We start from the raw sequence: 19,785 nt of genomic DNA on the forward strand, positions 1-19,785 counted from the left end.
AAATAAATAGGCTGTCAGACCATTTGAACCGAGAAGAGGTTCAATTCCGGTTGAAAAGTCTCATCCTTCTGCGGGGTTTTGCAAATCCGCCATGGATGGCGGGGGGATTAAACAACAGCGAATGTGCTTTATAGCAAATTCGCCATCACTCAATATACACGGATGTACATTGAGTGATGAAATGTCTGATGCGTTTGCTTGATTTCACTCTTCCATCGGCGCTTTGATGGGGGTATATACATAAAAGCCTTTTTTGGAGCGCAGGCCAAAAAGCTCGTGCAATACTTGCAGATCGGCGGTTTTATAGAATCGGGCATTTTCTGCGAGCAACGTTTTTAAGATTTCGTCGGCTACGGGCGGCTCTTTATATAAAACCTTTAACGAATACGTTTCTTTTATGCCTGCCTTGGTCGCGGCATAATTGACGGCATCGGTAAAACCGCCCAATTCATCAGCGAGCTGCAGCTCCTTCGCCTGTGTTCCGGAATAAATTTTCCCTTGAGCTAATTCTTCAACAGTTGCACGCGGGAGATTTCTGCCTTGCGCTACCGTATCTAAAAAGATTGAGTATGTATGCATAACTTCCAATTCCGATTGCGTTTTTTCTGCATCGGTCGGATTGCGGAAAATTGAATAGGGCATACGGCCGGAAACACTTACTCCATCTACATGGATTCCGAAGTATTCTTGTACCGCTTTTTGGATAGATGGTGAAACGGCAAAGACACCGATTGAACCGGTAATGGTATAGGGTGAGCAAAAAATATAATCGGCGGAAGACGCAATCCAATATGCTCCCGAGGCTGCTATATCACCCATCGATACAACAACAGGTTTACCGATTTTTTTTGAGAGCCGTTCCAAACTTCTCCGTATATCTTCAGAGGCGTTCACTTCTCCGCCGCCCGAATCAATCCGCAATACTACTGCTTTAATTGAATCGTCATCAGCCGCTTCGTCGAATAAATCTACGAGGGTAGGACTGTCCGCATTATCGGCAGTATTGCCGGTAGTTCCCGTAATCGAACCGGTTAAATAAATAACCCCGATCCGATTATCCGTTTCTTTCTTTTTAAAAGACTTATTATATTTATTGTAGTTGATAAAATCCCGTTCAGAAAGGTCGTATGTTTCTTCATCCAATACACCCAGTTCAACGCCGCATTCTTCGTACGTGCCGATATCGGTGATGAGATTTGCATCCAGTGCCGCTTGGGCGCTGTTTCCGTTTACCTTCCGCAGTGCATCGTTATATCGTACCGTATATGTTTCGAAGAGGTTTGCGTCGGCGGCTCTATTGGCGGCTATATCCTGTAAGTATGTGTGCCATAAGTCTTTCAGTACGGATAGATTATTGTTACGCACTCCGGTAGACATTTCGGTACGTGAATAAGTTTCCGCCATCGACTTGAAAGCCCCCGCATGGGCAACATTCCATTGAACGCCGAGTTTATGTTCCATTTCGCCGTAGAAAAGCGATTCGGTGTAAAATCCCGATAAGTCTACCTCGCCCATAGGATCAAGGTAGATATGGTCGGCAAAAGAGGCAATGTAATAGCGCCCTAATCCGTAACTTGTTGAAAATGCATAGAGCGGTTTATTGGAGTCCTTGTATTCAAGCAATGCCGTCTTTAATTCGGTAAAATGTCCTGTGGAAATACCGTAGAGACCGGTAAGATCGAGTAAAACTCCTGTTATCCGCCGGTCATGTGCGGCGTGGCGTAATGCATCGGTAATATCCGATAATAACACGGCATCGGAAGTTGTATCCGACAGCAGGTAATTCCGCCAGACAAATTCATCCGGTTTTTCGGTAAGGCGTCCTGCCGGATTAATCAATAAAAGGGAGTCGGCATAAACCGTAACGCGGGTATTTTTTTGTTTCCCCGTGCCGTCATTGTATTTGTAAATACCTGCAATAAATAGAAAAAGCAAAATGAAAAATATGAGATTAATAATAATCAGACGGATAAGATTCAAACCGCGAAAGAACAAATGAAAAAACCCGCGTTTTTTATCTTTCATAGGAAACTCCTTTGCTATAGCGCTTTCTAAAAAATTATTTCGGTAAAACTGTATTATCGGTGAAAGAAGCTTATGCGGTGCGGGGTTGAATGAAAAGGGGCATCGGTTATCCGGAGGTATCTATTATTGTATACGTTCCGTATCTGATAAAAGGACTGCCCTGGGGGGGACTTGAACCCCCATGCCCGTGAAAGCACTAGTACCTGAAACTAGCGTGTCTACCAATTCCACCACCGGGGCAAAAAACGCATTGCAATGAACACATTATAGATAAAAAGAGGCTTTTGTCAATCGCTTTTTTTTGGTATACTTCAACAAATATGAGTGTATATCCGTCGGACAAACTATTTAAACTGTTGCGAGGCATTATCATCATTCTGATTACGGTTATTGTAGTCGGAACGGTTATCGCTGTTGTCAAAAAGACAAAAGAACGGGCTTCCGGCCGGCAGGATGAAGAATCGAATGCGGGCGCCGTCTATATTCCTCCTAAGGAATATGCGTTGTATGGTGACCTTGGTCAGCTCCGTGCCGTTACAGCCGATAATCCGCCGATCACTGTTATCCTCAAGCCTTTTCTTGAATATAAGGCATCGGATACCGCGTTTCAGGAAGAATTGGTTGCGAAAAAAGAAGTGCTGAAAAAAAACATACTCGATTGGTTCTCGCTCGAAAGTGCGTATCGGCTCAGCAGTGAATTGCCGCAAGATATAAAACGAGCGCTTATGGAACGGATAAATAAACAGCTCGTATTGGGACAGATTCATAATATCTATTTTGAGGAATTCGTTATTCTTTATTAAGGAAGGAAGCAATAAAAATGGTCGCAGTGCAGATTATTATCGCCGTTATTCCGATTGTCGGGATTGTGATGGGCAGCGTTTTGGTCTTTTTTTATTTTTTATGGCGGCATAGGCAGATTATGCTTCAGATTAAGACAAATACCTATATCCGTCCTATCGTGAATGTCCGTCTTTTTTGCTTGCTGTTAGGTATTATACTGACCGTTATCGGCTGCGTATTATTCGGCTTGTTCTATTTTATTGCCGGAATCGGCTATGTTTTACTCGGAGGTCTTATTCCGCTAGCGCTTGGCATTAGCCTTACGCTCTTTTACGCAATTACCCGCCGCAGCGGGGATAATGAAGTACGGAAGCCTGCTGCTTTGCCGGAAGGAAAAACGGAGGGATAGGCGATGAATATGACAACCGATTATGCCGCCGTTTATAAAAAAGAAGGGCTTAATCAAACGCTGCGGGATTACGAGGTGTGCAAAGCGGTATTAAACGGCAATACGCAAGCTTTCGCCGTGTTGGCGGCGCAATATCAAAAACGGGTCTATATGCTCGGGTTGAGCTTTTTTGACAACACCGATGATTGTGAGGACTTTGTGCAGGATGTGATGCTGAAAGCATACTCTGCACTGGGAACGTTTCGGGCGGAAGCGCCGTTTGCAACATGGCTGATGCGTATCGCCTATAATACGGCGCTCAACTCGGTTAAAAAACGACGGAGCTATGCCTCACTTGCAGATGGTGCTGAAATTGAGTACCGGGGGGATAATCCCGAAGAAAAACATTTGAATGAATGTATCATCTTGTCAGTGCGTGAGGCGGTAAGTAATTTACCCGATAACTACCGTATTTGTATTGACCTTTACTTCTTTTACGACATGAGCTATACCGACATTGCGGCAGTTACCGAACTGCCGTTGAATACGATTAAATCTCATATCTTCCGTGCAAAGAAAATTTTACGGGAATATCTTAAAGAAGACCGTGCGGTCTTTGAATATACGCATCGGGGATCGAGTTTTTCGTATCCGGCCGTTGTGCCCCATTAGCAATTAATGGATGGAGATTCTATGAATTGTAATATTTTTCAAGATCAGTATCTTTTACTCGATAAACATGAACCGCTTTCAGCGGGACTCAAGCTGCACCTTTTATGCTGTACATCGTGTAGGCAAGCCGTTAACCGGATGGCAGCTGCAGAGAATGTTCAGCGGCAAATAGTGCATACCTCTACTGCAGTTGATGAGCGGATGCTGAATGCGACAATGAACGCAATACACTTGCTGAATAAACAGAGTACACCGGTTGCCGCCCGCCAGGGAAAAGACAAAACATTTCTGCCGTGGCTCGCTGTCGGCACGTTCTTGATACTCGGATTTATTCTCCTGCCGTTTAGCGATATGGGTAAAATCGATTTAAGCCAATTCGGCGATTCTTTTTGGATTCCCTTTGCGCTTTTATGTGCAGGCAGTATTGTTACCTATTCTGCAGTATTTCTTGCAAAGAACTTAGTGTTTTTTACCGAAAAATTTACGCCGCAAATGTAAATCAACACCCCCGATGCGAGCGTTGCCGAGGATGACGGGTATTGAACCCTTGCACGAATCAAGTTTCTTTCTGTTCTTCTTTGTATTACCTACAGAGTAGATGTGGTAAGTTGTTGATAATGGGAGAGGTGTTACCCTATCACGCTTTTGATGAAGGGCAGTACTGCGATAAGCGAAAAGATAAATATCGCACTGTAAGCCGCCAGTGAGAGCACTAATGCGGCGGTTTCTGCATATTTTTGCGTTTTGCCTATCCGTTTAAATAACCGCTCTCGTCCCGTCCATGCGAGGTATGCTGCAATGGTGATGGGAATTGCCATACCTGCCGATATACCGATAACCGCAATGATACCGATACCCGCCGCATCCAACGTAGAAACCAGTACAAGCACGAGCAAAGCCGCAGGGCAGGGATATATACCGCTGAGCAAAAAAGCGCCCCACTGTATATTTCCGGCTGTGCGGCTTTGCGAGCGGTAGTTTTTGTACCGTGCGGAACCGTAGTTGCCTGTGTTATATGCCGGGTTGCTGCTTTGATCGGATGCGAGTGAGCGGCGGCTGAAACGAAGCCGGGGAAACCGGTTGGGAAAAGCACCGGATAATAGATGCAAGATGGAAGCTACGGAAAGCAGCAGCAGCAGAATAAAGGAAAAACCTTCAAGGTAAATTGCCGCGGAATCGGTATGTGCGGATAACGCGCCGCTCACGTTACGAAAGATGAGCAGTAACAGGAGACTGGTTATGCCGTGCAGCCCCGCTAAGGTGAGGCTGGTTACAGCGGGCTCCCACACGGGGGCTTTTCTCGTCAGATAAAATGAGAACACCAGGGTTTTCCGGTGCCCCGGTCCCAGCGCATGCATAATCCCATAAAAGAAAGCAAGACTGATAATTGTCCAGAATGCTTGTACCGAATGTGTCTGCGTCCACTCATAGATGGAATCGCCGAGCTTTGTATGCAGCTGTGCTTGCCGGTTCACAATAAAATCAGCCGGTTTCTCCGTGCGGATGGGGGCAGGCGTATCCTTTTTGCCGGTAAAGGGGTTTGCCCAAAGAGCGCCGGTCAGAATACAGAATACAAACAAGATAACTCCGTATCGCATCGTGCAGTGTTCCTTAGTAGGTAATATGAATTTCTTTTGGGTAGTACGTTTGCAATCCCGGCTTCCACGAATTGTACGTAGCCGTCATGTCGGCAGTATCGAAAGGATCGTAGTACACAGGATATTTTTTATTTTCGGCAATGGTATATGTCGGTACAGTCTTACCGGAAGCTCCGCGGAATAGTACCGGTGTTTTTTCATCATACCGGAAATCGCAGAAAAAGCTGTAATCGTATACGGCAAAATAAAAATCACCGCTGTATTTTGACAAATCGACATAAAATCGATACGAAGCGATGCCGTCTTTTTGCCATACGGAAAAATCGCTCACCTTTTCGGGGCTATGGCGCTTATCTCCCTGCCGGATAAAGGTAAAATATGAGTAGTTTTTAGTGTTGATAAAGGCATTGTCATAGACATCTTTTGTTTCAGCTTTATCAAACAGACCGTCTCGGTTCAGATCATAGCCCTGAATAATATCCGCACTGAAAAACCGGTCAAACGTCCATGTTTCATACGCGCCCTGAATTTTCCCGTCATTTACTATAAACTCGGTTTGAGTAGAAATGGAGAGGTGCGGATGGGCTATCAGTTGAACCGGTGTTGACAACAGCAAGGTACTCAGCAAAATCGAAATGCATACTATTTTTTTATGTGTATACCGTATCATTCTTTATACCTCAGGTAGTTTTTTCATTGGAATATAAGGCGGATATAAAAAAAGAGTCCTTACTGAGGACTCTTTTTAATAAGAATAAAAAACGGATGCTTAGACTTTCTTAACAACATAGTTGCTCTTTAAGCAGCGGGAACACAGTTTCAGGGTTAACGTTCTTCCGTCAATTTCCGTTTTTACGTCGATAAGGTTGGGGCGCCATACGCGGCGTTGGTGATTCATCGATTTACTAACCGTATTACCGCTCATCGGCCCTTTTCCACAAATATCGCATCTGCGTGCCATAGTTCACCTTCCTTAGCTTTATCTATTATCAGCATTCAAAATAAAACGCAGGATAGTATACTGTAAAACGAATGTTATGTCAATCTTGAAACTGAGGGGCAAACGCTGCAACAAACTTCGGTATGAGTTGTTCGGCAATTCCTTCTATATAAAGTCCCGCGGCTTGCTTATGCCCGCCGCCGCCGAAGGAAGAGGCTATAATGCTGACATCAACAGTATCGAGAGAGCGGAACCCGACGCTGCAATGTGTTTCGGTATCCTGCCGGACAATACAAATCGCTTTTACCCCTGCAATGCCCTGGATAAGCTGATATGCCATATCGGAATCCCTGTTTTCGATGCCGATTTCTTGTTTATCCTGATACGTTTCATACGAAACGATGAGCCTTCCGTCATAATACGGCTTCATACGGGCTAATACGCGCGAGATAAGTGTCCGCGACCCGAATGACTTACCGCCGTTAATCGCTGCAAAGGTGTATTTCGGGTTTGCTCCTGCCTGTACGAGCCGCGCAGTATGAGCAAATACCTCGCCGCTCCGTTCATCCAAGTGACGGAAAAAGCCCGTGTCGGTACAAAGTCCGAAAAACAGCATCTCTGCTTCCTCCCGTGTTACTGAGCCTGTCATCGCTTCGATAATCGTTTGGATGATAAATGTTGTTGAAGGGGCATCTGCATATACAAGAGAGCCGGCTTCGTTTGTCGTATTGGTAGCGTGATGGTCAATGCAGATTGAAGGAAAGTTTTTTAATTGTTCGGCAATGTCGCCCGTCCGGTCTATTCCCGAACAGTCAACGATGATAACCCCTGTGTTCTCAGGGCGTTTGATGAGCGCTTCCGGTACCTGTGCAGAAAAAAGCGGTTCATACATCCGAATTTCCGGCCGTTGAAATGGTCCGGCAGAAAGTAACTGCGTTTTTTTTCCCAACCGTTGTAAGAAAAGGGACATCGCAATACTGCTTCCGATGCAATCTCCATCGGGTTCTTTATGACCGGCTATGAGGAACATCGGGTATGAATGTAAAAAATCGATTAATTTCTGTGGAACGGCAGGTGTAATAATATTAGCCATGAATAACCTAGTTTAAATGGAAGATAGGCATATAGTCTCAAGCCGATGGGGAGCTCTGAAAATCAATCACATTTTTAGAGCTCCTTATGCCTGGGTACCTCCAAAAACTCGGTTAGATTTTTAGAGGCCCCCGTCTATTTTTGATACGGATTAGAACTCAAGTGCGAGCGATTCTACTCCGTCAAATTTATCATTATATTGTTGAGGATTCGGCAATATACCCCATATTTGAGATCCTATATCTTTCGGGGTAGAAATTCTCACATATTCACATTTTCCGTCACGGATAAAGAAAGACAGGTACGGATTAATACGGGTATTGATAAATGAAATATCCGCCTTGTTTTCTTTTGGGCTGAACCATGTGAACGGGATAAACGCCTCTCCGGTCTCTAATCCCGCTCGCCGATAGATAACATAGTACCCTTTTGGGTGGGAAAATATCTTCAAAAGCTGAGTGTTGACATAATATATATCAGCTTCTTTTGATTCGGCTGCAAGCGGAAATACGCTTACTGCTCCGAACAGTAAAACACAAAAAATGAAACAACGGCATATCCTTTTCATAAAATTCCTCCGGAATTATAATAGTGAAATTATAACAATGGATATAAAAAATTGCAAGCATACGCATTGCCTCCGAATGTACTCACTGTAGGGCATCTCTAAAAAATCGGGTGAATTTTTATAGGTTCCCTGTACACGCAGTGCCTTTTGTGATTGTATAGCGGCATGAATAAAACTTCTTCCCATGAATCCATAGGACACAATACACGTTTTGCTTTTTCACGTTCCGGCGGAAAAGGCGGACAGAAAGAAAAAGATAATCGTATTATGACTGCCGGAACAAAGACAGCCGGAACAAAATTTGAAAAGAAACACAAACGGGATTTCGGACGGGAAAAAATTACAGTCCTGTATGAAGATGAGGATCTTGCGGTGATTTACAAGCCTGATGGGATGCTTTCCGTGCCATATCCGGGAAGTAGGGCGCAGACTGCTCTCGAAGTTCTTGAGCGGATGATGCGCAAAAAAGGAACATATTCTCAAGCCCATAGACCCTTTGCCGTTCACCGTCTTGATAGAGAAACATCGGGCGTGATGATGTTTGCAATGACGGAAAAAGCTCAAAAAAAGATTATGGATCATTGGCAGACTCTGGTAACGGGGCGTATTTACCGTGCTGTTGCGGAAAATCCTGTGCAGGGAAATGCCGCGCGGAGCACTTTCGGCGTAATTAAGAACAGCGGCACTATTAACGATGAAATTGCATACAATGCGCACAATAGAGGTTTTGTTCCGTATGATAAAGCCCGCTTTAAGACGGTAAGTGCTGTAACTCATTACAAAATAATTGAACGCGGAACGCATCATACGCTTTTTGAATTAAGCCTTGAAACGGGACGAAAGAATCAAATCCGGGCGCATTTGGCATCGAAAGGGTATGTCCTTGCCGGAGATGAAAATTATCGAGCAAAGACCAATCCTTTCGGACGGCTTGCCCTCCATGCACGGACGCTTGAATTTAATCACCCATTTACGGGAGAACAGTTGAAATTTGAAATCCCCGAACCGAAAGAATGGCTTATGTGTGTCAAGAACGGAGATAGACGCAGTGCAGTTAAACATCCAAGATAAACCGCACCGGAAATATTTTAAGCGATTGCCTTGTCACTGAGAGAGGGTTTCGGGTATAGTGTTTGCCGTTTTTGAGGCCTTATGTTTACAAAAGATTTCGATTTTGAACTTCCGAAAGAATTGATTGCGCAATATCCTTCAGCCGAACGCGGAAATGACCGGCTGCTTGTGTTACATAGACGGACGGGGGCATTAACCGATGCGATGTTCTCTGACTTACCTGATTTTTTACCGCCTGATTGTTTAATGGTGTTTAACAATACAAAAGTGCGTCATGCCCGTTTGTATGCCCATACCGGTACCGGCGAGACTGAGTTTTTGTTAATTGAGCCGCTCGACGAAGGCTTTGTGTGGAAAACCATTGTAAAGCGTGCCAAGCGGCAGCGGGAAGGGAAGGAGTACACCTTTAACGACGGCACCCGTGCCGTGCTGATTCCTCCTCCTTCCCCCAATGCAGCGGAACCTGATTGCAAATATGTACGCTTTGACCGCTGCATTGATGACCGTTGGCTGGAAGCCAACGGTCATATCCCGCTGCCTCCGTACATCAAGCGCGGCGACACAAATGAAGATGCCGCGCGGTACCAGACAGTATACGCACAGAACACCGGTTCGGTTGCGGCGCCTACCGCCGGACTCCACTTTACGGAGCCGATTTTACAGGAACTGGATAAGCGGCATATAGCGCGTACCGCTGTAACACTGCACGTCGGGCTTGGTACGTTTTTGCCGGTGCGGACGGAAGTAGTCGAAGAACACACGATGCACTCCGAAAAGTTTTTTATTTCCGACGAAACAGCGGAGACAGTGGAAGCGGCACACCGCAGCGGTAAAACCATATTGGCAGTCGGCACCACTTCGGTACGGACGCTTGAATCCGCATGGAAATCCGATACGCAGCAGTTGAGCCGCGGAATGCGGGCAACGAATATATTTATCTATCCCGGCTTTCAGTTCGGGCTTACCGGAGCGCTGCTTACCAACTTCCATACGCCGCAGTCGAGTCTTGTTATGCTGGTATCCGCATTTGCCGGTCGCGACAACATCTTTGCAGCTTACCGCCATGCAATAGAAAAAAAATATCGCTTTTTCTCTTACGGCGATGCCATGCTCATTCTTTAAGAACCGTGGTAATGGACTAGGGCGGCCGTATTGGCAATATTTTAAGCGGTTGCCTGTCTTCTGTGCGGAATTTTATGCAAGATTATGCATATTTTTTGAATATTTTTTATTTTTATTGACTTTTTTGAATATTTATGCACTATTACTCCGTAGGTGACATAAGTGAAACAGCGGCTGACAAGATTAAAAACAATCAGAAAACTGATAAAATCATATCCGATTGAATCTCAAGAAATGCTGCTCGGTTATTTGGATCGTGAAGGCTTTTCCGTTACTCAGGCGACCTTGTCGCGTGATTTAAAGATGCTCAAGGTGAGCAAGGTTTCCAATGGAAAGGGTGATTATGTTTATACAGTGCCGAGCGATGACCATCCTCGTGAAACCGAGCAGGCGGGTATTCAAGATTTTTTACGCGGGTATATTTCTATAGATTATTCCGGAAATATGGCAGTTATTAAAACATATTCGGGGCATACCGAACTGATTTCGATGGCGCTTGAAAATATGGGCTTTGAGTCTGTTCTCGGTATCATTGCCGGCCGTGATAATTGCGTGTTTATTTGTTTGAGGGAAGGAGTAAGCGGCGAGCAGTTTCTGCGTGAGCTGAAAGACCGGATCCCCGAATTGGAAGACTGAGAGCTAAGAATTCAGTTGGTTTTTAGGGGTGGCTTGATAGTGCTTTAAGATATGATGCTGAAATGCCGATACCATAGAAGTATGAAAAGCGTTTGTTTTAGGATACCTTCCTGTCTTATAGGAAGTATTCTCGTATGCATAAGTATGGCGGCTGTTTTCGGAGCCGATGCCTCCGTACCGAATTCAACGACGGTCAAAAAAGATGGCGAGAGTAAAGAATCCGTTATTACGGTCGAAACGGTAGCCGGTGAAAATCTGAAAACCGTGCATCTTTATCCTTTGGATCAAATACCGGATTCTGCTGAAATTCGTGAAGCGATTACAACCTCATGGTTTTCTGCGCCGATTGAAAAAGTCGTCAAAAAGGCTCCTGAATTGCATACGGATTCAAAAGGAAATACGTTTACGGTATCGGGAAAGTATGCTGAAGACGGTAAGGATGTCTACATTATTTCTATTGTTCCCAATCTTACCGATTACAGTTTGCCGGAGCATAATCTCGTACCGCAAGGGACATGGATGCTGTACCGAAGGGTTGATACCGGTGCCCCTTTGTTGATCAAGATATATCCGCGCGAAAATCCCGCTTTGTCGGTGTCTCTTCGTCCTGCAAGTCAAAAAGCTTACAGCGGTAAGTCGTTTATCGATATATGTCTTTTTAATGCTTATGTGCGTAAAGATATCGCTATAGGCGTCCCTTTTGAAACACTCTATCATATTTCGCTTTTACGGTTGAAGGCATTGAGTCAGTCAATCATTCCATGGGATTTATTTAATCCGCCGCGTGATAACAGCTCCGTTAAAACGATGTCGCGTATAGTCGAAAACCTTCGGTATCGGTTGGTGTGGCTGAAAGACAGCTGTTTTGATCATGACGGAAAGCCTGTACATATTAGTAACTCGCAGCCTCAAACCGAATCGGAAATAACGACTGCAATGAATATCGACCAAATACGTTCTGAAGTAATCGGAGGGGTTGATTCGGCCGGTTTTGCAAAGTGGATTATTGATGGGATTATTCGTCCTGTTGCTGGGCAGGGGACGGTTGTTGAAGCTTTGAAGCGTGAGACCGATGCGCCTAAAACTCATTTTACAAGACCGTATCTGGATACACAAAATGTCTTTTTCGGATTGGATTGGATACGAAATCTCGGTGCTGCCGCTTTAAGCTTAAATTTGAAGCGTACCGTTTATCCCGACTCTTCCGGTTTGGATGTAAACAGCTGTCCTTTTGCGCTTACCGGTGCGGCGATTCCGATGGGGGCAAGTGCAAAAAACGGATCGGTAAAACAACCTGCTTTTTTGGGGTATCAACGATATGCTGGGTATCAAACGTCGTATCTTTTACCGCTTTTATATTATTTGACCATCGTCGAACCCGATCATTTTTATCTTGCATGTATTAGCACGGTGTCTTCGGCTACGGAGCTGCGAATGTATGACCGGATAGCTGTATTCTTCCCGTATTTTGACAGTTTGGGAGAATTCCATCTTGACATATATGAAGATGGCGGGAAGGTACCGGTTGATGCATTTATCGAAAAAAATAAAGATGCTTATACGGCGATGATACGGGTACGGGCTCCGGAAGCAGGTCTCTTTAATCCGTAAAATTTTCATTGAGTCCTTGACACTTTCTTATTCTTCTGGTATTCTCAAGCGTCTTTATGCTTCTGTAGCTCAGTCGGCAGAGCACAACCATGGTAAGGTTGGGGTCAGCGGTTCGATTCCGCTCGGAAGCTTTTTTGTTTTTATTAGGAGGTTTGTGATGGCTAAGAAAACATCTGTTGAGCTTATCGCATTACAATGTACTGAATGTAAGCGGAAGAACTACACTACCGCAAAGAATCGGAAGAATATTCAAGGCAAGCTTGAGTTAAGTAAATATTGTCCGTTTGATCGTAAGCATACCGTACATAAAGAAACAAAAGTTAAATAAGTATTTGAAGTCCGACTGATTGCAATGGCCTGCGACTTTTGAATAGAGGTCAGTAGCTCTAATGGTAGAGCGTCGGTCTCCAAAACCGAATGTTGAGGGTTCGAGTCCTTCCTGGCCTGTTTCATAAATAAGGGGTAGATATGTCAAAAATAATTACTTTTGGAAAAGAATGTGTTGCTGAACTGCGTAAGGTGGTTTGGCCTACTCGTGATGATGTTGTTTCTGCTGTGAAGGTTGTTATCGTATCTACTATTCTTGTTGCTGTTTTTCTCGGTATTGTTGATACTTTCTTTGTCGCTTGCCTCGGCTGGTTCTTTTAAGGAACGGTTATGGCAAAGGAATGGTATATTCTGCATATCTTTTCAGGCTATGAAAAGAGGATAGAGCGCGCAATACGTCTGTTGATAGAAAACGGTGAAATTCCTGCTGGAGTTATCTCTGAAATTAAAATCCCTGAAGAAGAATTGACCGAAGTGAAGGATGGTAAGAAACGAGTTGTTCGTCGAAAGTTTCTGCCCGGTTATATTCTTATTGAAATGGATCTGCCTGCTGTAAACTGGAAGGGGGTGTGTACTCCGATTAGAAGAATACACGGTGTTACCGGGTTTTTGGGTGTTGTCGGAGATGCTCGTCCTCAGGCTATTTCAGCTGATGAGGCAAAAAGTGTTTTACAGAAATCAGGGGAGATTAAAGGTGAAAAGGCGCGGGCTGCTCAGATGTTTACACCCGGTCAGCAGGTTAAGATCATAGAGGGTCCTTTTGATACCTTCGCCGGCACTGTCGAAGAAGTTATGGCAGACCGCAATAAGCTGCGGGTAATGGTTGCTATATTCGGTAGAACAACCCCTGTTGAAGTTGATATGCTTCAAGTTGAGTTGATTTAAAGATCGCTTTTTTTTAAATGTCGGCTCCGAGCGATGCCGATCGTCTTGTTTTTTGGTTTTTCATTTTTATGGGAGGGAATGGTTTCCCGTTAGTACCAGAAGGAGATAATTATGGCAAAGAAAAAGGTTACTGCGGTTATTAAATTGCAGTGTCCTGCTGGAAAGGCAACGCCAGCTCCGCCTGTCGGTCCCGCACTTGGTCCGCATGGTGTAAGCGCGCCTCAGTTTGTGCAGCAATTTAACGACCGCACAAAATCGATGGAGCCGGGTTTGGTTGTTCCGGTTGTTATTACAGTCTATTCAGATAAAAGCTTTACTTTTATCTTGAAGACTCCGCCGGCTGCTGTTTTAATCAGAAAGGCTTGCAATATCCAAAAAGGTTCTGCGAATTCCGTAACCCAGAAGGTTGCGACTTTATCAAAAGCAAAACTGGAAGAAATTGCAAAAATGAAGATGCCCGATATTACTGCAACTGATTTGGAAGCTGCAAAGAAGATTATTGCAGGTACTGCACGGAGTATGGGTGTGGAGGTAGAGCGCTAAATGAAACACGGAAAAAATTACCGCAATGCGTTAAAAAAATACGATAGTGCTGCTCTTTTCACTGTTCCCAAGGCTGTAGAGTTAGTAAAAGAGCTGAAGTTTGCGAAATTCGATGAAACAGTTGAGCTTCATGTCAGCTTGAAGCTGGGTAAAAACCAGAGCGTTCGTGATACCGTTGTTTTGCCGCATCAGTTTAGAGGTGAAAAGCGCGTATTGGTGTTCTGTAAAGAAGACCGCGTAAAAGAAGCTTTGGATGCCGGTGCGGCGTATGCCGGTGCTGCCGACTATATCGAAAAAGTTAAGGGTGGCTGGCTTGATTTTGATATCGCTGTCGCTACTCCCGATATGATGAAGGATGTTGGGCGGCTTGGTATGGTGCTTGGTCGGAAAGGCTTGATGCCTAACCCCAAGACGGGAACGGTTACTGCCGATATCGGAGCGGCTATCAATGAGCTGAAAAAAGGTCGGGTTGAATTTCGTGCCGATAAAACCGGTGTCGTTCATCTTGCAATCGGTAAAGTTTCGATGGATACGGACAAGATCGCCGAAAATATTACGGTTCTTTTGACCGAAATCGGGCGAAAGAAGCCTGCTGATGCGAAGGCTGATTTTATTCAATCGGTTTCTGTCAGTTCTACGATGGGACCGGGTGTCTGGGTAGATTATAAGGTAGGAGAATAAGATGGCACTGCGAGCACATAAACCGCAGCCTGCAAAGACGGCTGCTATCGAAAATATTACGAATGAGTTAAAAGCTGCTTCGTCATTTATTTTTACAGAATATCGCGGGTTGTCTGTCGAGCAGATTACACAGCTGCGCGCAAAACTTCGTGAAAATAATTGTACCTACAAAGTTGTGCGTAATAACTTTGCACGTATCGCTTTCGACTCCGTGAATTTGGATGTTAAAGACTATTTAGTCGGGCCTACCGCAGTTGCGATGATGAGCGAAGATGCAAACGCAGCTGCAAAAACGTTGTTTGAATTTGCAAAAGAAACTCCTGCACTGGTTGTAAAAGGTGCAGTGGTTGACGGGGAATTCTACGATACTGCAAAAATCGAAGCATTCTCTAAATTGCCCGGCAAGAAAGAGCTTATTGCAATGTTTATGTCCACAGTCAATGCAACGACTGCGAAGTTTGTGCGTACTCTTCAAGCTATTGTTGATAAAGAAGGGGGCGCTTCAGACTCTGCACCTGCATCGGCTGAAGCATAATTCCGAATGCGGTAGTCAGGCTTCATGCGCTGTCTTCCTGTCTACCGTTACTGCAGCTTGTATAAGCTGTAAAATTTTAATTTTATAGGAGAAGATAATATGGCGGCATTAACAAACGAGCAAATTATTGAGGCAATCAAAGAGAAGACAATTCTTGAGCTTTCCGAATTGATTAAATCTATGGAAGAAGTATTCGGTGTAACAGCAGCTGCTCCTGTTGCAGTTGTTGCCGGCGGTGCTGCGGGCGGTGCTGCGGCTGCTGAAGAGCAGACTGAATTTACCGTAACGCTCAAAGGCCTGACTGATCCCAGCAAGAAAATCGGCGTAATCAAAGAGGTTAGAAACGTTGTTGCAGGACTTGGTCTTAAAGAAGCAAAAGAGCTTGTAGAGGGCGCTCCGAAAGTATTGAAGGAGAATGTTTCTAAGGAAGAAGCTCAGAAGATTAAAGAGGCAATGACAGCTGCCGGTGCAGAGATTACGATTGCTTAATTCTTTTGATATGAGCCGGTTGTACAGTACAGCCGGCTATTGTTTGATTCTATGATTTTTCTCAAACATCATGTTAAGCTTCCTCATGAATAGGGGAGGCTTTTGTAGTTTTACCAGGTGAAAAACACGGTAGTAAAAGTAGTAAAAATAAAAGCTATTTAAAAAATAAGTCGATTATAAAACAAGCGGAAATCTCTAAATACTTCAGTTTTTAGAGATTTCCAAGTGTATACTATGTGCTGTGCAGTGTGGCGTGTTCTTCCTAAGTTTTTATAGGGGCACGGAACTGTTCGGGTAAGAGAAGGGGGATGACGGGATGCCTGTGCGGAAAACGGTTAATCGCCAGTATATTGGAAAAAATATTCAAAATTTTATGGAGCTGCCTAATTTAATTGATATTCAGCTCGCTTCGTATGAAAAATTTTTACGCCGCGGAACACACCAAAGCGGGAATACTTCGGAGGAAGTCGGTTTGGAGGATGTGTTTCGGACAACCTTCCCGATTGAAAGCCCGAACGGCGACATGACGCTGGAGTACCAATCATATACGCTGGATGAAAATGATATTAAATTTAGTGAATACGAATGCAAGCAGAAGGGGTTGACTTATGCTATCCCGTTGAAGGCTCAGATAGACTTGGTGTTTAACCAAACCGGTGAAATCCGCCGTAAGAGTATCTATATGGGCGACATTCCGTTGATGACCGAACGCGGTACCTTTATCATCAATGGTGCGGAACGTGTTGTCGTTTCTCAGATACACCGTTCTCCGGGCGTTATTTTTTCTCATGATAAGGGCGTTTATTCCAGCCGGATTATTCCCTACCGCGGAAGTTGGCTTGAATTTGAAATCGACCAGAAAAAAGATCTGATTTATGCAAAGCTTGATAAGAAAAAGCGTATTTTAGGAACGCTGTTCTTGCGGGCACTGGGATATGAAACCCGCGAACAAATTATCGATTTTTTCTATAAAACCGAAGTGCTGCCGGTTGCCGAAGGAACGACGGAATACGATAAGCTGGTAGGCCGTGTGTTTGCCAAGCGGATAACCGTAGCTGATGAATCCGGAGAGCGGACGCTCTATCAGGCCGGTGAAAAGATTCATCCCCACGTTGTCGATGAACTGCGGCAAAACCATATTACCGAAGTTACCGTTATCGATTTTAAAAAAGAGGGCAGCCTTGATTCCCCCGTTATTATCAACTGTTTTGAACGCGAGGAAATCCGCTTTGCCGATGCTGCAAAGGGGCAGGAGCCTACAAAAGAGGAAGCCTTATCGGTTGTGTATGCAGCCTTAAAGCCCGGCGATCCGATGACGGTAGAGGCTGCCGAAAAAGATTTAACCTCGATGTTTTTCTCACCCCGTCGGTATGATCTCGGCCGTGTGGGGCGGTATAAGCTGAATAAAAAATTTGACTACGAGCATCCCGTTGAAGAATGTACCCTTATTCTCGACGATATCGTAAACACAATGAAGTACCTTATTCAGGTTTATATCGGGGATGCTTCGATAGACGATATCGACCATCTCGGAAATAGACGCGTTCGTTCCGTCGGCGAGCTGATGACCAATACGCTTAAAACTGCATTCCTCCGTATGGAGCGGATCGCGCGCGAGCGGATGGGGTCAAAAGAAATTGAAACGATTAAGCCGCAAGAGCTTATTTCTATAAAGCCTATTGTTGCCACCATTAAAGAGTTTTTTGGCGCAAGTCAGCTTTCACAGTTTATGGATCAGGTCAATCCGCTCGCGGAGCTTACCCATAAACGCCGTCTAAACGCATTAGGCCCCGGCGGTCTTTCCCGTGACCGCGCAGGTTTTGAAGTCCGCGACGTTCACTATACCCATTACGGACGGATGTGCCCGATTGAAACGCCGGAAGGGCCGAATATCGGTCTTATCGTGTCGATGGCAAGCTATGCGCATGTCAACGACTACGGCTTTTTGGAAGCGCCGTATGTCAAGGTCGTGAACGGTGTTGCAACCCGCGAGGTTGAATACCTTTCGGCGATGGACGAGGATAAATATTACATTGCACAGGTATCTACCGCAGTGCAGAGCGACGGTACGATTACCGCTGAACAGATTGCATGCCGCCATCAGGGCGACTATACGACGCGCAGTTCAAAAGAAGTGCAGTACATGGACGTGTCGCCCAAACAGATTATCTCCGTGTCCGCGTCGCTCATTCCCTTCCTTGAGCACGACGACGCAAACCGTGCGCTCATGGGTTCAAACATGCAGCGGCAGGGTGTGCCGCTCGTATTCCCCGAACCGCCCCGTGTCGGTACCGGCATGGAAGGCAAGTGTGCGTATGATTCGGGCGTGTTAATCAAAGCAAAGCGGAGCGGTACGGTTACGTTCGTTTCCTCCGAAAAGATTTCTATCGAATCGGATGCGCCGGAAGGAACGGAAGCAAAAGTTCGCGACTATACGTTGCTGAAATATCAGCGCACCAATCAGGATACCTGTTATCATCAGCGGCCGATTGTTGCAGTCGGGCAGCACGTGGAGGTAGGCGATGTCATTGCTGACGGCCCTGCGACCTATCAGGGAGAGCTTGCGCTCGGCCGCAATATTCTGGTCGGTTTTGTGCCGTGGAACGGGTATAACTACGAAGATGCTATTTTGATTTCTCGCCGTGTATTGAAAGAAGATATGTTCACGTCGGTACATATTAAAGAGTTTACAACAGAAGTCCGTGAAACCAAGCTCGGCGCGGAGCGGATTACCAGCGATATTCCCAATAAGTCGGAAAAAAGCCTCGATAATCTTGATGCGGAAGGTATTATCCGTATCGGTGCGCAAGTTCGTTCCGGCGATATCTTAATCGGTAAGATCACGCCTAAAAACGAGTCGGAAACAACGCCTGAATTTAAGCTGCTTAACTCGATATTCGGTGAGAAAGCGAAGGATGTCCGCGACTCCTCTCTGCGTGTACCGCACGGTGTTGAAGGTACGGTCATCGATGTTCAGCGTTTGAAGCGTTCTCAGGGTGATGATCTTAATCCCGGTGTTGACGAGTTTATCAAGGTGCTTATTGCGACAAAACGTAAGTTGCGCGAAGGTGATAAGATGGCAGGCCGCCACGGAAACAAGGGTATTGTTGCCCGTATTTTACCGGAAGAGGATATGCCGTATATGGAAGACGGTACGCCGCTCGATATTTGTTTGAATCCGCTCGGTGTTCCTTCTCGTATGAATATCGGTCAGATTTTGGAATCGGAACTCGGACTCGCGGGCTTGCGCCTTGACGAATGGTACGAGGCGCCCGTATTCCAGTCACCGACCAATGAGCAAATCGAGAAGAAACTGGTGGAAGCGGGTATTCCCGCCAACTCAAAGGTAAAGCTGCGCGATGGACGAACCGGTATGCCCTTCCAAAACGACGTATTTGTCGGGGTCATCTACTTTATGAAACTTGCACACCTTGTTGACGATAAGATGCACGCCCGTTCAACCGGTCCGTATTCGTTGGTAACTCAGCAGCCGCTCGGCGGTAAGGCTCAGTTCGGCGGTCAGCGCTTGGGAGAAATGGAAGTGTGGGCGCTTGAAGCCTACGGCGCGGCCAATACGCTTCAGGAGCTTTTAACCATTAAGTCGGATGATATGCACGGACGCTCAAAGATATATGAGTCTATCGTGAAGGGTCAGGCTGCTACTGCTGCCGGAATCCCCGAATCGTTTAACGTATTGGTACAAGAATTGCGCGGTTTGGCTTTAGACTTCACAATTTATGATGAAAAAGGAAAGCAAATCCCGCTGACCGAGCGTGATGAAGAATTGATCACCGAAAACAGCTCCAAGTTTTAATTGAG

The 19,785-nt window shown here is 45.4% G+C and carries 22 protein-coding genes and 3 tRNA genes; 18 read left to right on the top strand and 7 right to left on the bottom strand.

Annotated elements, in window-relative coordinates; all coding sequences use genetic code 11:
• Positions 1–204: 204 nt before the first annotated feature.
• Entirely contained in the window at positions 205–2,025 is a 1,821-nt protein-coding gene (sppA, locus tag E4N65_RS02820) for a signal peptide peptidase SppA (RefSeq protein ID WP_044013377.1), read from the bottom strand.
• Between the two features lie 156 nt (positions 2,026–2,181).
• A tRNA-Leu gene (locus tag E4N65_RS02825) sits at positions 2,182–2,265 on the bottom strand.
• Positions 2,266–2,345: 80 nt separating this feature from the next.
• Between E4N65_RS02825 and E4N65_RS02830 the strand changes: the two genes are divergently transcribed.
• Genes E4N65_RS02830 through E4N65_RS02845 form a run of 4 tightly spaced genes read left to right on the top strand, consistent with a single transcriptional unit; the run spans position 2,346 to position 4,366 of the window.
• Positions 2,346–2,828: a flagellar basal body-associated FliL family protein gene (locus tag E4N65_RS02830; protein WP_253673976.1), complete on the top strand. Its 483-nt coding sequence runs from the start codon at positions 2,346–2,348 to the stop codon at positions 2,826–2,828.
• Positions 2,829–2,845: 17 nt separating this feature from the next.
• A complete protein-coding gene (locus E4N65_RS02835) occupies positions 2,846–3,217 on the top strand; it encodes a hypothetical protein (RefSeq protein WP_044013374.1) in 372 nt (123 codons plus the stop codon).
• A gap of 3 nt (positions 3,218–3,220) precedes the next feature.
• Entirely contained in the window at positions 3,221–3,868 is a 648-nt protein-coding gene (locus tag E4N65_RS02840; RefSeq protein WP_044013372.1) for an RNA polymerase sigma factor, read from the top strand.
• Positions 3,869–3,889: 21 nt separating this feature from the next.
• Positions 3,890–4,366, top strand: coding sequence for a hypothetical protein (locus E4N65_RS02845; protein WP_253673978.1), 477 nt, complete (start codon positions 3,890–3,892; stop codon positions 4,364–4,366).
• Between the two features lie 131 nt (positions 4,367–4,497).
• On the opposite strand, the gene E4N65_RS02850 is transcribed toward E4N65_RS02845, so the two are convergent.
• The 5 genes from E4N65_RS02850 to E4N65_RS02870 all read right to left on the bottom strand — a co-directional run bounded on the left by E4N65_RS02850 (position 4,498) and on the right by E4N65_RS02870 (position 8,066).
• Complete coding sequence (locus tag E4N65_RS02850; RefSeq protein ID WP_253673980.1) at positions 4,498–5,466, bottom strand: HoxN/HupN/NixA family nickel/cobalt transporter; 969 nt, start codon at positions 5,464–5,466, stop codon at positions 4,498–4,500.
• A gap of 13 nt (positions 5,467–5,479) precedes the next feature.
• A complete protein-coding gene (locus E4N65_RS02855) occupies positions 5,480–6,136 on the bottom strand; it encodes a DUF1007 family protein (protein WP_253673982.1) in 657 nt (218 codons plus the stop codon).
• A 99-nt stretch (positions 6,137–6,235) separates the two neighbouring features.
• Positions 6,236–6,427: a 50S ribosomal protein L28 gene (gene rpmB, locus E4N65_RS02860; protein WP_006189625.1), complete on the bottom strand. Its 192-nt coding sequence runs from the start codon at positions 6,425–6,427 to the stop codon at positions 6,236–6,238.
• 79 nt (positions 6,428–6,506) lie between these two features.
• A complete protein-coding gene (locus E4N65_RS02865) occupies positions 6,507–7,499 on the bottom strand; it encodes a DHH family phosphoesterase (protein WP_253673984.1) in 993 nt (330 codons plus the stop codon).
• Between the two features lie 150 nt (positions 7,500–7,649).
• Positions 7,650–8,066 carry a hypothetical protein gene (locus E4N65_RS02870; RefSeq protein ID WP_044013347.1) on the bottom strand — a complete coding sequence of 139 codons (417 nt, stop codon included), beginning with the start codon at positions 8,064–8,066 and terminating at the stop codon, positions 7,650–7,652.
• 165 nt (positions 8,067–8,231) lie between these two features.
• Here E4N65_RS02870 and E4N65_RS02875 point away from each other — a divergent pair, with 165 nt between their 5' ends.
• From E4N65_RS02875 to rpoB, 14 genes are all read left to right on the top strand, one after another.
• The gene (locus tag E4N65_RS02875) at positions 8,232–9,137 is read left to right on the top strand and encodes an RluA family pseudouridine synthase (protein ID WP_253673986.1); all 906 of its coding nucleotides are present in this window, start codon (positions 8,232–8,234) and stop codon (positions 9,135–9,137) included.
• A gap of 81 nt (positions 9,138–9,218) precedes the next feature.
• Positions 9,219–10,259 (top strand): tRNA preQ1(34) S-adenosylmethionine ribosyltransferase-isomerase QueA, encoded by a 1,041-nt coding sequence (gene queA, locus E4N65_RS02880; RefSeq protein WP_044013345.1) that lies wholly within the window; start codon positions 9,219–9,221, stop codon positions 10,257–10,259.
• A gap of 162 nt (positions 10,260–10,421) precedes the next feature.
• Positions 10,422–10,895: an arginine repressor gene (locus E4N65_RS02885; RefSeq protein WP_044013343.1), complete on the top strand. Its 474-nt coding sequence runs from the start codon at positions 10,422–10,424 to the stop codon at positions 10,893–10,895.
• A gap of 144 nt (positions 10,896–11,039) precedes the next feature.
• Positions 11,040–12,506 (top strand): hypothetical protein, encoded by a 1,467-nt coding sequence (locus tag E4N65_RS02890; protein WP_253673987.1) that lies wholly within the window; start codon positions 11,040–11,042, stop codon positions 12,504–12,506.
• A gap of 58 nt (positions 12,507–12,564) precedes the next feature.
• Positions 12,565–12,637: transfer RNA gene (locus E4N65_RS02895), tRNA-Thr, on the top strand.
• Between the two features lie 26 nt (positions 12,638–12,663).
• On the top strand, positions 12,664–12,834 hold the full coding sequence (gene rpmG, locus E4N65_RS02900) for a 50S ribosomal protein L33 (RefSeq protein ID WP_016523242.1): 171 nt from the start codon (positions 12,664–12,666) through the stop codon (positions 12,832–12,834).
• 46 nt (positions 12,835–12,880) lie between these two features.
• Positions 12,881–12,953: transfer RNA gene (locus E4N65_RS02905), tRNA-Trp, on the top strand.
• Between the two features lie 21 nt (positions 12,954–12,974).
• Positions 12,975–13,154, top strand: a complete 180-nt coding sequence (gene secE / locus E4N65_RS02910; RefSeq protein WP_044013336.1) for a preprotein translocase subunit SecE — start codon at positions 12,975–12,977, stop codon at positions 13,152–13,154.
• A gap of 9 nt (positions 13,155–13,163) precedes the next feature.
• Positions 13,164–13,718, top strand: coding sequence for a transcription termination/antitermination protein NusG (nusG, locus tag E4N65_RS02915; protein ID WP_044013334.1), 555 nt, complete (start codon positions 13,164–13,166; stop codon positions 13,716–13,718).
• 108 nt (positions 13,719–13,826) lie between these two features.
• Positions 13,827–14,261 (top strand): 50S ribosomal protein L11, encoded by a 435-nt coding sequence (gene rplK, locus E4N65_RS02920; protein ID WP_200877775.1) that lies wholly within the window; start codon positions 13,827–13,829, stop codon positions 14,259–14,261.
• Positions 14,262–14,942: a 50S ribosomal protein L1 gene (rplA, locus tag E4N65_RS02925; protein ID WP_044013330.1), complete on the top strand. Its 681-nt coding sequence runs from the start codon at positions 14,262–14,264 to the stop codon at positions 14,940–14,942.
• A gap of 1 nt (position 14,943) precedes the next feature.
• Positions 14,944–15,477: a 50S ribosomal protein L10 gene (gene rplJ / locus E4N65_RS02930; protein WP_044013328.1), complete on the top strand. Its 534-nt coding sequence runs from the start codon at positions 14,944–14,946 to the stop codon at positions 15,475–15,477.
• 99 nt (positions 15,478–15,576) lie between these two features.
• Entirely contained in the window at positions 15,577–15,966 is a 390-nt protein-coding gene (gene rplL, locus E4N65_RS02935) for a 50S ribosomal protein L7/L12 (RefSeq protein ID WP_044013326.1), read from the top strand.
• Positions 15,967–16,282: 316 nt separating this feature from the next.
• Positions 16,283–19,780, top strand: coding sequence for a DNA-directed RNA polymerase subunit beta (gene rpoB / locus E4N65_RS02940; RefSeq protein ID WP_044013324.1), 3,498 nt, complete (start codon positions 16,283–16,285; stop codon positions 19,778–19,780).
• Positions 19,781–19,785: the final 5 nt, after the last annotated feature.

Source organism: Treponema sp. OMZ 855 (assembly GCF_024181145.1).
Classification (GTDB): domain Bacteria; phylum Spirochaetota; class Spirochaetia; order Treponematales; family Treponemataceae; genus Treponema.

What these genes read in the sequence shown, in the direction of transcription:
- sppA (WP_044013377.1), bottom strand. Translation starts at nt 2,025, where the DNA reads ATGAAAGATAAAAAACGCGGGTTTTTTCATTTGTTCTTTCGCGGTTTG.
- E4N65_RS02830 (WP_253673976.1), top strand. Translation starts at nt 2,346, where the DNA reads ATGAGTGTATATCCGTCGGACAAACTATTTAAACTGTTGCGAGGCATT.
- E4N65_RS02835 (WP_044013374.1), top strand. Translation starts at nt 2,846, where the DNA reads ATGGTCGCAGTGCAGATTATTATCGCCGTTATTCCGATTGTCGGGATT.
- E4N65_RS02840 (WP_044013372.1), top strand. Translation starts at nt 3,221, where the DNA reads ATGAATATGACAACCGATTATGCCGCCGTTTATAAAAAAGAAGGGCTT.
- E4N65_RS02845 (WP_253673978.1), top strand. Translation starts at nt 3,890, where the DNA reads ATGAATTGTAATATTTTTCAAGATCAGTATCTTTTACTCGATAAACAT.
- E4N65_RS02850 (WP_253673980.1), bottom strand. Translation starts at nt 5,466, where the DNA reads ATGCGATACGGAGTTATCTTGTTTGTATTCTGTATTCTGACCGGCGCT.
- E4N65_RS02855 (WP_253673982.1), bottom strand. Translation starts at nt 6,136, where the DNA reads ATGATACGGTATACACATAAAAAAATAGTATGCATTTCGATTTTGCTG.
- rpmB (WP_006189625.1), bottom strand. Translation starts at nt 6,427, where the DNA reads ATGGCACGCAGATGCGATATTTGTGGAAAAGGGCCGATGAGCGGTAAT.
- E4N65_RS02865 (WP_253673984.1), bottom strand. Translation starts at nt 7,499, where the DNA reads ATGGCTAATATTATTACACCTGCCGTTCCACAGAAATTAATCGATTTT.
- E4N65_RS02870 (WP_044013347.1), bottom strand. Translation starts at nt 8,066, where the DNA reads ATGAAAAGGATATGCCGTTGTTTCATTTTTTGTGTTTTACTGTTCGGA.
- E4N65_RS02875 (WP_253673986.1), top strand. Translation starts at nt 8,232, where the DNA reads ATGAATAAAACTTCTTCCCATGAATCCATAGGACACAATACACGTTTT.
- queA (WP_044013345.1), top strand. Translation starts at nt 9,219, where the DNA reads ATGTTTACAAAAGATTTCGATTTTGAACTTCCGAAAGAATTGATTGCG.
- E4N65_RS02890 (WP_253673987.1), top strand. Translation starts at nt 11,040, where the DNA reads ATGGCGGCTGTTTTCGGAGCCGATGCCTCCGTACCGAATTCAACGACG.
- rpmG (WP_016523242.1), top strand. Translation starts at nt 12,664, where the DNA reads ATGGCTAAGAAAACATCTGTTGAGCTTATCGCATTACAATGTACTGAA.
- secE (WP_044013336.1), top strand. Translation starts at nt 12,975, where the DNA reads ATGTCAAAAATAATTACTTTTGGAAAAGAATGTGTTGCTGAACTGCGT.
- nusG (WP_044013334.1), top strand. Translation starts at nt 13,164, where the DNA reads ATGGCAAAGGAATGGTATATTCTGCATATCTTTTCAGGCTATGAAAAG.
- rplA (WP_044013330.1), top strand. Translation starts at nt 14,262, where the DNA reads ATGAAACACGGAAAAAATTACCGCAATGCGTTAAAAAAATACGATAGT.
- rplJ (WP_044013328.1), top strand. Translation starts at nt 14,944, where the DNA reads ATGGCACTGCGAGCACATAAACCGCAGCCTGCAAAGACGGCTGCTATC.
- rplL (WP_044013326.1), top strand. Translation starts at nt 15,577, where the DNA reads ATGGCGGCATTAACAAACGAGCAAATTATTGAGGCAATCAAAGAGAAG.
- rpoB (WP_044013324.1), top strand. Translation starts at nt 16,283, where the DNA reads ATGCCTGTGCGGAAAACGGTTAATCGCCAGTATATTGGAAAAAATATT.